This is a genomic window from Brevundimonas sp. (assembly GCF_035627475.1).
Lineage (GTDB): Bacteria > Pseudomonadota > Alphaproteobacteria > Caulobacterales > Caulobacteraceae > Brevundimonas.
This window is the reverse complement of sequence record NZ_DASPLR010000052.1, coordinates 1-11,205: the sequence shown is the minus strand read 5'-3', so window position 1 is coordinate 11,205 and position 11,205 is coordinate 1. Positions and strand designations below refer to the sequence as shown.

The window sequence follows — 11,205 nt, the reverse complement described above, 5'->3', positions numbered from 1 at the left end:
GGTGATCCGGCAAGGCCCGAATGTCAGGGCCGCCAGCCGGAGGGCGCGTGGAAAACGGCTACGCGGGGCAGTCTGTCTCGTCGAAACGGTAAACTACAAACACATCCGGGCGAGGCCCGGCTGTCCCGCACCCTCCCCACCTTGCGCGGCTCACGCTCCGGAGGACGAACAACCGCGCCTGCCGCCCGCCGCCTGCCTCCCGCCTCACTCCCGGAGCCCCCGATGCAACCCCGTCGCCCCGCCCGCCATCGCCACCGCCGCACCTTCATCCGCGCCCTGCAGCTCGTCCGGCTCAGGGGCCTCGTCACCGGCGAGTACCAGCGCCTGTTCGACCGCGAGCGCATGTACCTCGAACTGGTCCGGCGCGGCCGCGCCCCGGATCCGGAAGACTTTGTCGTCTCCGAGCCCCTGCTGCTGCTCGAAAGGGTCGCCCTTGAGCCGGACCGCCCCGGCTGTCACGCTCCCGCCGATGCCTGATCCCTCGTCCTTTCCCCCGACCGCCCCACCGCCGCGCCCCGTCGCGCCCGGCCTGTATCTGGTCGCCACCCCGATCGGAAACCTGCGCGACATGACGCTGCGGGCGCTGGACGTGCTGGCCGCCGCCGATCTCGTGCTGGCCGAGGACACGCGGGTGACCGGCAAGCTGCTGTCGGCCTATGGCCTGAAGGCCCGGCTCGAGCGCTGCGACGACCACGCCTCGGCGCGGGCGGCGGAGATCGCCATCGAGCGGCTGCGCGAGGGGGCGGTGGTGGCGCTGGTCTCCGACGCCGGCACGCCGCTGGTCAGCGATCCGGGCTTCGTCGTCGCCCGGGCGGTGATCGCCGAGGGTCTGCCGGTGCACCCGATCCCGGGCCCCTCCAGCCTGCTGGCGGCGCTGTGCATCGCCGGCCAGCCGGCCGACCGGGTGCTGTTCGCCGGCTTCCTGCCCGCGAAGTCCGGCGCGCGCAGGACGGCGCTGGAGGAACTGCGCACCGGACGCCAGACGCTGGTCTTCTTCGAAAGCGGCCCGCGCCTGGCCGACAGCCTGGCGGACATGGCCGCGGTGCTGGGCCCTCGCCCCGCCGCCGTGGCCCGCGAGCTCACCAAGCTCTATGAGGAATGCATCCGCGGCCTCCTGCCCGAACTGGCCGCCGATCCCCGCTGCCAGTCGCCCAAGGGCGAGATCGTCGTCGTGATCGGGCCCGGCGAGACGGAAATCGCCTCGGAGGCCGACGCCGACGCGGCCCTCGCCGAAGCCATGACCCGCCTGCCGCCCGGTGAGGCCGCCGCCGAGGTGTCCAGGGCGCTGAACCTGCCGCGCAAGCCGCTCTATCGGAGGGCGCTCGAGCTGCAGGGCCGGTGAGCGGCGCCCCGCCCCCGGTTCGCCTCAAGGCGCCGAGGGTGGCGACGGCGAAGCGCGGCTGGCGCATTGCGCTGGGCGGGCTGGCGCACCGCGAGGGGCACCGCTCGGAATGGCTGGCCGCCCTGCTGCTGATGAGCCGCGGCTATCAGCTGCTCGGTTTCCGCCTCAAGACCCGGGCCGGCGAGATCGACATCCTCGCCCGGCGCGGCCGGACGCTGGCGGTGGTCGAGGTCAAGCGCCGCGCCACCCTCGATCAGGCCCTCGCCGCCCTGTCCGCGAAACAGTACGACCGGCTGCTCGCCGCGGGCCGTGCGGTGTTGCGTCAAAGACCCAGCTTGGCCGGACATCTGCTCCGAATCGATATGGTGGCGCTGGCTCCGGGCCGCCTTCCGCGCCATCGTCGTGGCGTGGAGCCGTTCGGGAGGGAGCGGGCGTGACGCGCGACGAAGCCGAATCCGTACTGACGGAGGCCGGGCAGGCCGACGACGCCGCCTTCCCCCTGCTGGAGGCCGCCATAGCCTGCGCCATCCACGACTACCCCTTCCGCGATCCCGAACCCGTCCGCACCCTGGCGCACAACGCCGCCGAACGGCTGGCCGAGCGGATCACGGACGAGGGTCCCGACGACGCCTTGGCGGAAACCATGGCCTCGGACCTGCGGCTGAACGGCGATCTGATCAACTACGACCATCCGGGCAACACCGACGTGATCGACGTGGCCGAGCGCCGGCGCGGCCTGTCGGCGACCCTGGCGATCTTCTACCTCGACGCGGCGCGCCGAACGGGGGTGCGGGCGCAGGGCGTCGACTTCCCGGGCCATTTCCTGCTCCGGGTCGAGACCCCCGACGGGCCGGTGGCCCTGGACCCGTTCAGCCAGGGCCGGCTGGTGCTGCCGTCCGAACTGACCCGGCGCGCCCTGCGGGCCGGGCTGACGCCGCATGTGGCCGACCGACTCGACGTGCTGATGGCCCCGGTCAGCGACCGCCAGGCCCTGCTGCGCCTCCAGAACGTGCTGTTCAGCCGCGCCATCCGGGCCCAGGACTTCGAAGGCGCCGAGCGCTCGGCCCTGCGCCGGGCCCTGCTCGATCCCGAGGATCACCGCCCGTGGCTGGACGTCGCCGCGGCGCGCGAGAAGCAGGGCGCCCTGGCCGGGGCGCTGGAGGCCCTGTCGCGGGCCCGTTCGCTCGACGATCCCGGCGAGGTCCACCGCCGCATGTCGGTCGACCGGGTGCGGCTGCAGCTGAACTAGGGTTGCGCCCCGCCCGCGCTCTGCCCATTAGCCAAGGCTCGACCGCGTGGAAGGACAGGGCATGCTGAAAGTCGCGATCCAGATGGACCCCATCGAGGCGGTCAACATCGAGTCCGACACCACCTTCCTGCAGGCCATGGAGGCCCAGAATCGGGGCTATCCGGTGTGGATCTACGACTTCCGCACCCTGGCGCTGGAGGACGGGCGGCTGTCCTGCCGCGCCCGTCCGGTGACGCTGCGGCCGACGGTGGGCGATCACTTCACCTATGGCGAGGAGGTCCGGCTCGACCTGTCGCGCGACGTGGACGTGATCCTGATGCGCCAGGACCCGCCCTTCGACATGGCCTATGTCACCGCCACCTACCTGCTCGAGACGGTGCATCCGAAGACGCTGGTGGTGAACGACCCGGCCGAGGTGCGCTCGGCGCCCGAGAAGCTGCTGGTCACCCGCTTCCCCGGGCTGACGCCCCCCACCCTGGTGTCGTCCGATCCCGTCGCCCTCGCCGACTTCCATCGCCGCCACTGCGAGGTCGTGCTCAAGCCCCTGCACGGCGCGGCCGGTTCGGGCGTGGTCCGGCTGAAGGCGGACGACCCCAACCTCGACGCCCTGGTCGAGATTCACGCCATGGGTTCGCGCGACCCGCTGGTGATCCAGAAATTCATCCCCGCGGTCTCGAAGGGCGACAAGCGGATCATCCTGATCGACGGCGAGCCGGTGGGGGCCATCAACCGCATCCCGGCCAAGGACCAGGTGCGCTCCAATCTGCGGGTCGGAGGCACCGCCGCGCCGGTCGAACTGACCGACCGCGACCGCGAGATCTGCGCCGCCATCGGCCCGACGCTGAAGGCGCGCGGCCTCGTCTTCGTCGGCATCGACGTGATCGGCGGCTGGCTGACCGAGATCAACGTCACCTCGCCGACCGGGGCCCAGCAGCTGAAGCGCTTCACCGGCGTCGACGCGGCCGCCCTGATGTGGGACGCGATCGAGCGCAGGCGCGCCGTCGCGTAACGCCGCTCTTGTAAACCCCGCCGGTTCATGGTTCGTTCTCGTCTGGATCGCGGGAGGGGCCGATGGTGGCCAGCGTCGTCACGGTGGCCTTCGAGGGTGTCGACGCCCGGCGCGTTGACGTGCAGGTCCAACAGCTGTCCAGCGACCAGCCGTCCTTCACGATCGTCGGCCTGGCCGACAAGGCTGTGGCCGAGAGCCGCGAACGGGTGCGCGGGGCCTTCGCCGGGATCGGCCTGGCCATGCCGTCGAAGCGGATCATCGCCAATCTGGCGCCCGCCGACCTGCCCAAGGAGGGCAGCCATTTCGACCTGCCGATCGCCCTGGCCCTGCTGGCTTCGATGGGCGTCATCCCGGCCGACGTCCTGACCGGTTGGGCCGCCGTGGGCGAACTGGGACTGGACGGCCAGATCGCGCCGGTGGGCGGAACCCTGCCGGCCGCCGTGGCGGCGGACGCCATGGGTCTGGGCCTGATCTGCCCGGAGGCCAACGGGCCCGAAGCGGCCTGGGCGGGCGATGTGGCGGTGCTGGCGCCGCGCTCCCTGATCGGCCTGGTCAATCACTTCAAGGGGGTGCAGGTGCTGCGCCGGCCCGAGCCGGGCGCGATGCGGTCCGGGGACCGCGTGCCCGACCTCAACGAGGTCAAGGGCCAGGAGAGCGCCAAGCGGGCGCTGGAGATCGCCGCGGCCGGCGGCCACAACCTGCTGTTCGTCGGCCCGCCCGGCTCCGGCAAGTCGATGATGGCGGCGCGCCTGCCCGGCCTGCTGCCGCCGCTCACGCCGAAGGAACTGCTCGAGACCTCGATGGTCTGGTCGGTGGCCGGGCTGATCGAGCGCGGGGCCCTGACCCGCGACCGGCCATTCCGCAGCCCGCACCATTCGGCCTCCATGGCGGCCCTGACCGGCGGCGGGCTGCGCGCCAGGCCCGGCGAGGCGTCGCTCGCCCACAACGGCGTGCTCTTCCTCGACGAGCTGCCCGAGTATTCGGCCCAGGCGCTCGATTCCTTGCGCCAGCCGCTTGAGACGGGCGAGATCGTGGTGGCCCGCGCCAACGCCCACGTCCGCTATCCGGCGCGTTTCCAGCTGGTGGCGGCGATGAACCCGTGCCGCTGCGGCATGGGCGGCGGGGGAAAGGGCGCCTGCGGCAAGGCGCCCCGCTGCCAGCGCGACTATCAGAACCGCATCTCCGGGCCGATGTTCGACCGTATCGACCTGACGGTGGAGACGCCCCCGGTCACCGCCGCCGACATGGCCCTGCCGCCGCCCGCCGAGGGCACGGCCGAGGCCGCCGCGCGTGTCCACGCCGCCCGGGCGATGCAGCAGGACCGGCTGCGCGCCGCCGGCATCGATCCGGAAACCTCGTACGATCAGGCGATCAACGCGCGCGCCTCCGGCGAGACGCTGGACCGGTTCGCCACGCCCGACGAGGCGGGCCGGGCCCTGCTGATGCGGGCCGGCGAGGCAGGCGGCCTGACGGCGCGGGGCTGGACGCGGACGCTGCGGCTGGCCCGCACCATCGCCGACCTCGACGGCTGCGACGGGGTTCTGCGCCGGCACATCGCCGAGGCGCTGGTTCATCGCCGCTCCAGCGTCGGGGCCCAGGCCGACTTCGAACGGCAGGAGGGCGGGCGCGAGGGACGTCGCCCGGAGGCGCCGGCCTGGTGACCTCAGACTTCCTTAACCCACCCGCTTGAACCAGCCTTAAGAGATTGCCCCGCATGGTTACCACCCAAGGGGGATGGCGAATGGCGCGCAGCACGACGGCGGTTCCGGACAGGGCGACAGCGGACGCTCCGGCGGCGGAAGGGGCCGAACAGCAGTTTCTGCGCCTGATGAGCCACGAGATGCGCACGCCGCTGAACGGCGTCATCGGCATGCTGGGCCTGCTGCAGCGGACACGGCTCGACGGCGCGCAGCGCGCCTACGCCGAGGCCGCCCGCTCCTCGGCCGAACACCTGCTGGGCCTGGTCAACGACCTGCTCGACTACGCCCGGCTGGAAGCCGACCGGCTGGAGTTCGACGCCGCCTCGGTCGACATCGAGACCCTGGTGCGCGGCGTGGCCGAGCTGCTCAGCCCCAAGGCGCACGACAAGGGACTGGAGATCGCCTGGTCGGTGGCGCCCGAGGCCGTCGACGTCATGGCCGACGAGGGCCGATTGCGGCAGGTGCTGTTCAACCTCGCCGGCAACGCCGTGAAATTCACCGAGACCGGCGGCGTCCGCATCACGGTCGAGCGCTCGGGCGGATCGCTCAAGCGGCCGAAGCTGGCCTTTATCGTCGACGATACCGGCCCCGGCGTGCCGGTCGAGGCGCGTGGCCGCATCTTCGAGGAGTTCGGTCACGTCGACTCCTCGGACGCCAGCCGTTTCGGCGGGGCCGGTCTCGGCCTGGCGGTGGTGCGCAAGCTGGCGCACGCCATGGGCGGAACGGTCAGCGTCGGCGACCGGCCCGACGGCCCCGGCGCCCGGTTCCGCTTCGAGGCGGTATTCCCCGCCGTGAAGGGGGCGCCGGAACGGAGTCTGTCGCTGGCCGGCCAGACCGTCGCCGTGGTCAGCCCGGACCCCTTCGTGCGCGCCGCCGCGGCGGCCCAGATCGAGGCCTCGGGCGGCGTGGTCTCGGCCAAGGCGCCCGTGATCCTGATCGACCACGCCGCGCGCCCCGCCGGGCTGAGCCTCGTCCCCCGGCCTCTCGACGCCCGCGCCATCGTCCTGCTCAAGCCGTCGGAGCGCGATCTGATCGCACGCTACCGCTCGGCCGGCTTCCACGGCTATCTGATCAAGCCGCTGCGCCGCGCCTCGGTGGCCGAGCGTGTGCTCGCCGCCTCGGGTGCGCAGCAGGCCATGCAGCCCGGTCCGCCGCCGCCTCCGCCGGAGGACGACCGCGTCGCCCTGACCCGGTTCTCGGGCATCCGGGTGCTGCTGGTCGAGGACAATCCGGTCGGGGCCCTGCTGGCCGCGACGCTGCTGCGCCGCGAGGGCTGCGCGGTGGAGACCGCCGCCAGCGGCCACGAGGCGCTCGATGCGCTGAAGCGGGCCCGCTACGATCTCGTCTTCATGGACATGCGGATGCCCGGCATGGACGGCCCCAGCGCCGCCCGCGCCATCCGCGCCCGCGGCGACGAGACCCCGATCGTGGCCCTGACCGCCAACGCCTTCGCCGAGGACCGCCGCGCCTGTCTCGAAGCCGGCATGGACGATCATCTGGTCAAGCCGCTCGAGCTCGACGCCCTGCGCGCCTCACTGGCCCGCTGGACGAAAAGCGCGGACCGCGCCAAGGTCGCCGTCGCATAGAGGACGCCGGGGGGCGTCGCACGAGGGACGCCCGATGACCGACAGCACAACGCCAGCCGCGCCGCGCAAGGCGGGGGCGAGAGACGTTTTCAGGGCGTTGGGTCAGGGACGGGTCCTGATTACCCTGCTGCTGGGCTTCGGATCCGGCCTGCCGTTCCTGTTGACGGGCGCCACCCTCAGTATCTGGCTGGCGGAGGGCGATGTGACCCTGTCGGCCATCGGGTTCATTTCGTGGGTCGGGCTCGCCTATTCCTTCAAATTCATCTGGGCCCCCGTGGTGGACCGGTTCGATGTGCCCTTGATTGGTCGACTGGGACGCAGACGCGGCTGGATGCTCCTGTCCCAGGCGGTGGTCGGCGGCGCCCTGATCGCCATGGCGATCATCGGGCCGGAAGGCGGACTGACTGCGCTGGGAGCGGCGGCCCTGGTCACCGCCTTCGCCTCGGCGACACAGGACATCGTCGTCGATGCCTGGCGTATTGAAAGCGCCGAGAGCGATGAGGACATGGGCCTGCTGACCTCGGCCTATCAGTTGGGCTACCGCTCCGCGATTCTTGCGGGCAACGCCCTCATCCTTTTCTTCGCCAGCTGGTTCGGGTGGAACGGCGCCTATGCGATCTGGGGAGCGGCCATGGTCATCGCCATCGGCGCGACCCTGTTCGCGAAAGAGCCGGTCGACCGGCGCGAGATTGCGGCGGCCACGGGGGGCGCGCCGCCGTGGACGCTTCGGGGAATGTTCGACGTCGTGGTCGGCCCCTTTCTCAACTTCCTGAAGACCCACAAGGCCGCGGCATTTCTGATGCTGGCCGCCATCAGCCTTTACCGGCTGCCGGACTTCGTGATGGGGCCGATGGTCGGGCCCTTCTACATCGATCTGGGCCTGACCAAGGAGGCGATCGGCGCCATGCGGCTGAGCGTCGGCCTGATCGCGGCTTTCGTGGGCGTCGCGGCGGGCGGGCTGAGCGCAGTGCGTTTCGGCTTCGGTCCGACGCTGTTGCTCGGCGCCCTGATCGGGCCGATGTCGAACCTCGGCTACACATTGATGGCGGTGGCCGGCCTGTCGACACCGATGTTCGCGGGCGTGTTGTTCGTCGAGAATTTCTCGGAAGGTTTCGCGGGAGCGGCCCTGGTCGCCTACATGTCCAGCCTGACCGGCATCGGTTACACCGCTACCCAGTACGCCCTTCTCAGTTCGTTCTACGCCCTGCTGGGCAAGTTCCTGAAGGGCTTCTCGGGCGTGGCGGTGGAGAGTCTCGAACAGGGCCATTCGCTGATGACCGCCTACGCCCTGTTCTTCGCGGGCACCGCGCTGGTGGGCATACCGGCCGTCATCCTGTGCTGGTTCCTGGAGCGCCGGAACCAGCGGCTGAAACGAGCGACCGTGGCGCCAGGCTGACCGGCGAGGAAGCTGGAAGTCAGGATTTTTGGCCTCCGGCTCATTCCTCCCCCATGGCCCCTTCCTCGTAGGCGGCGAAGGTGGCGGCGGTGATGATCTCGCTGACCGAGGCGCCGAGGGAGACGATCTGGACCGAGCGCTCGAGGCCGACCAGCAGGGGGCCGATGACGGTGGCGCCGCCGAGGGCCTGGACCAGTCGGGTCGAGATCGAGGCCGAATGGATGCCGGGCATGACGAGGACGTTGGCGTCCTTGGACAGGCGCATGAACGGATAGGCCGCGCGGGCCTCGGGATCGAGGGCCAGCTCGGCCGGCATCTCGCCCTCGTATTCGAAATCCACCCCCTTGGCGTCGAGGATCCGGATGGCCTCGCGGATCATCTCGCCGCGGTCGCCGGGCGGATTGCCGAAGGTCGAATAGCTGAGGAAGGCGACGCGCGGGTTGCGGCCGAGCCGGCGCACGGTGGCGGCGGCCTGGATGGCGATGTCGGCGAGATCCTGGGCGCCCGGCAGCTCGTGGATCGAGGTGTCGGCCACGAACAGGGTCCGCCCCCTGGCCAGCAGGATCGACAGGCCGATCATTCGCTCGCGGACGTCCAGCACGCGGCGGACCTCCTTGAGCACCATGTTGAAATTGCGGGTCACGCCGGTGACCATGCAGTCGGCCTGGCCGCGGGCGCACATGGCGGCGGCGAAATAGTTGCGGTCCTGGTTGATCATCCGCTGCACATCGCGGCGCAGATAGCCGCGGCGCTGCAGGCGGGCGTACAGCCAGTCGACGTAGTCGGCGTTGTGCTCCGAGATGCGGGCGTTGACGATCTCGATGCCCATCTCGTCGAAATTCAGCCCGGCCTCGGCGGCGTTCTTGCGGATCAGCTCCTCGCGGCCGAGCAGGATCGGGGTGCCCAGCTCGGCCTGTTTGAAGCCCCAGGCGGCGCGGATCACGGCCGTCTCCTCGCCCTCGGCGAAGACGACGCGCTTGTTCGGCCCGGCCCGCACGGCGCCGGAGATGTTCTGCATCAGGGCCGCCGACGGATCGAGGCGCGAGCGCAGCCGGGTGCGGTAGGCGTCCATGTCCTCGATCGGCCTGCGCGCCACGCCGGTGTCCATGGCGGCCTGGGCCACGAACGGCGGGATGTACCAGATCAGGCGCGGGTCGAAGGGGGTCGGGATGATGTAGTCGCGGCCGAACTTCAGCTTGCGGCCGCGGTAGGCGGCGGCGACCTCGTCGGGCACGTCCTCGCGGGCGAGGGCGGCGAGAGCCTGGGCGCAGGCGACCTTCATCTCGTGATTGATCTGGCGGGCGCGGACATCGAGGGCGCCGCGGAACAGATAGGGGAAGGCCAGCACGTTGTTGACCTGGTTGACGTAGTCCGAGCGGCCGGTGGCGATGATGGCGTCGGAGCGCACCGACAGCACGTCCTCGGGCGTGATCTCCGGGTCCGGGTTGGCCATGGCGAAGATGATCGGATTGGGCGCCATGGAGGCGACCATCTCCCTGGTGATCGCGCCCTTGGCCGACAGGCCCAGGACGACATCGGCGCCGACCATGGCCTCGGCCAGGGTGCGGTGCGGCGTGTCGGTGGCGTGGGCCGCCTTCCACTGGTCGATGTTGGGCCGGCCCCGGTAGACGACGCCCTCGCGGTCGACGATGACGGTGTTCTCGTGGCGGACCCCGGCGGCTTTCATCAGGCCGATCGAGGACAGGCCCGCCGCGCCCGCGCCGGACAGGACCACCTTGAGATCCTCGAGCTTCTTGCCGGCGAGCTCTGCGGCGTTGATCAGGCCGGCGGTGGAGATGATGGCGGTGCCGTGCTGGTCGTCGTGGAAGACCGGAATGTCCAGCAGGTCCTGCAGCTGGGCCTCGATCTCGAAACATTCCGGAGACTTGATGTCCTCCAGGTTGATGCCGCCCCAGGTGTCGCCGATGTTCTTGACCACGGTGACGAACTCGTCGGGGTCGGTGGTCTTCACCTCGACGTCGAAGCTGTCGACGTCGGCGAAACGTTTGAACAGGACAGACTTGCCCTCCATCACCGGCTTGGAGGCCATGTGGCCGAGGTTGCCGAGGCCGAGGATGGCCGTGCCGTTGGAGATGACGGCGACCAGATTGCCCTTGGAGGTGAAGTCGTAGGCCTTGTCGACATCCTCTGCGATGGCCAGAACCGGCACGGCGACGCCCGGCGAATAGGCCAGCGACAGATCCCGCTGCGTCGCCATCGGCTTGATCGGGGCCATCGAGATCTTGCCCGGCTGGGGGCTGCGGTGGAACTCCAGCGCGTCCTCGTCGGAGAAGGTCTGTTTGTCGGTATGGTCGGGCATGTCGGCGAAGGCTTCCGCAGGGTCGGGTCGGGAGGATTGTTCCTAGGCCGAGGGAGGCGAGGGAACAACCGCGCGGGTGAGGAGATCGCGGTCTCCCCCGGCCGTCCCGGGGAGGCCGGGCCGTGACGGCGCGGTTCCGGGAGCGGCGGGGGCCGGTCCCTCGCTCAAGCTGCGGGGCAGCGGCCTGGTCACGGTGGCGGCCAGGAACAGCATGGCGGGCAGGATGAAGGCGTGGGGATTGGCGACGCCCCGGTGGTCGAGAGTCCAGCGGAAGAGAACCTCGTGCTCGAAATGCGGCTCCAGTCGCCCCTCGGCGATCTCCTGAAGGCGCCAGTGCTGGGCGGCCCAACTCTGGCGGTCCTTGCGTCGGGTGCGGCGGGGTCGGCGAGGTTTCATCGGTGGTCTCCGTTGGGCTGAGGATCAGGCATGCGTCGGCGTCCTCCGGGGCGGGAGCCGCGGAAGGGTGGGGAGGGTGCGGGACAGCCGGGCCTCGCCCGGATGTGTTTGTAGTTTACCGTTTCGACGAGACAGACTGCCCCGCGTAGCCGTTTTCCACGCGCCCTCCGGCTGGCGGCCCTGACATTCGGGCCTTGCCGGATCACC

At 70.9% G+C, this 11,205-nt stretch carries 10 protein-coding genes; 8 read left to right on the top strand and 2 right to left on the bottom strand.

Features of this window, described 5'->3' with window-relative positions:
- Window positions 1-222 precede the first annotated feature (222 nt).
- The 8 genes from VEA62_RS14120 (at window position 223) to VEA62_RS14085 (ending at window position 8,282) form a co-directional block, all read left to right on the top strand.
- Window positions 223-477 (top strand): hypothetical protein, encoded by a 255-nt coding sequence (locus tag VEA62_RS14120; protein WP_324822947.1) that lies wholly within the window; start codon window positions 223-225, stop codon window positions 475-477.
- Window positions 470-1,342 carry a 16S rRNA (cytidine(1402)-2'-O)-methyltransferase gene (gene rsmI / locus VEA62_RS14115; protein WP_324822945.1) on the top strand — a complete coding sequence of 291 codons (873 nt, stop codon included), beginning with the start codon at window positions 470-472 and terminating at the stop codon, window positions 1,340-1,342. The genes VEA62_RS14120 and rsmI overlap by 8 nt, the downstream gene beginning before the upstream one ends.
- 38 nt (window positions 1,343-1,380) lie before the next feature.
- Entirely contained in the window at window positions 1,381-1,779 is a 399-nt protein-coding gene (locus VEA62_RS14110) for a YraN family protein (RefSeq protein WP_324822943.1), read from the top strand.
- Window positions 1,776-2,591, top strand: a complete 816-nt coding sequence (locus tag VEA62_RS14105) for a SirB1 family protein (protein WP_324822941.1) — start codon at window positions 1,776-1,778, stop codon at window positions 2,589-2,591. The genes VEA62_RS14110 and VEA62_RS14105 overlap by 4 nt, the downstream gene beginning before the upstream one ends.
- Window positions 2,592-2,652: 61 nt before the next feature.
- Window positions 2,653-3,600: a glutathione synthase gene (gene gshB / locus VEA62_RS14100; RefSeq protein ID WP_324822939.1), complete on the top strand. Its 948-nt coding sequence runs from the start codon at window positions 2,653-2,655 to the stop codon at window positions 3,598-3,600.
- 62 nt (window positions 3,601-3,662) lie between these two features.
- Window positions 3,663-5,261, top strand: a complete 1,599-nt coding sequence (locus tag VEA62_RS14095; protein ID WP_324822937.1) for a YifB family Mg chelatase-like AAA ATPase — start codon at window positions 3,663-3,665, stop codon at window positions 5,259-5,261.
- Window positions 5,262-5,341: 80 nt separating this feature from the next.
- Window positions 5,342-6,886, top strand: a complete 1,545-nt coding sequence (locus VEA62_RS14090) for a response regulator (RefSeq protein ID WP_324822935.1) — start codon at window positions 5,342-5,344, stop codon at window positions 6,884-6,886.
- Between the two features lie 34 nt (window positions 6,887-6,920).
- Window positions 6,921-8,282: an AmpG family muropeptide MFS transporter gene (locus VEA62_RS14085; protein ID WP_324822933.1), complete on the top strand. Its 1,362-nt coding sequence runs from the start codon at window positions 6,921-6,923 to the stop codon at window positions 8,280-8,282.
- 40 nt (window positions 8,283-8,322) lie between these two features.
- On the opposite strand, the gene VEA62_RS14080 is transcribed toward VEA62_RS14085, so the two are convergent.
- Both VEA62_RS14080 and VEA62_RS14075 read right to left on the bottom strand, forming a co-directional pair.
- A complete protein-coding gene (locus VEA62_RS14080; protein ID WP_324822931.1) occupies window positions 8,323-10,602 on the bottom strand; it encodes an NADP-dependent malic enzyme in 2,280 nt (759 codons plus the stop codon).
- A gap of 42 nt (window positions 10,603-10,644) precedes the next feature.
- Complete coding sequence (locus VEA62_RS14075; protein WP_324822929.1) at window positions 10,645-10,998, bottom strand: hypothetical protein; 354 nt, start codon at window positions 10,996-10,998, stop codon at window positions 10,645-10,647.
- Window positions 10,999-11,205: the final 207 nt, after the last annotated feature.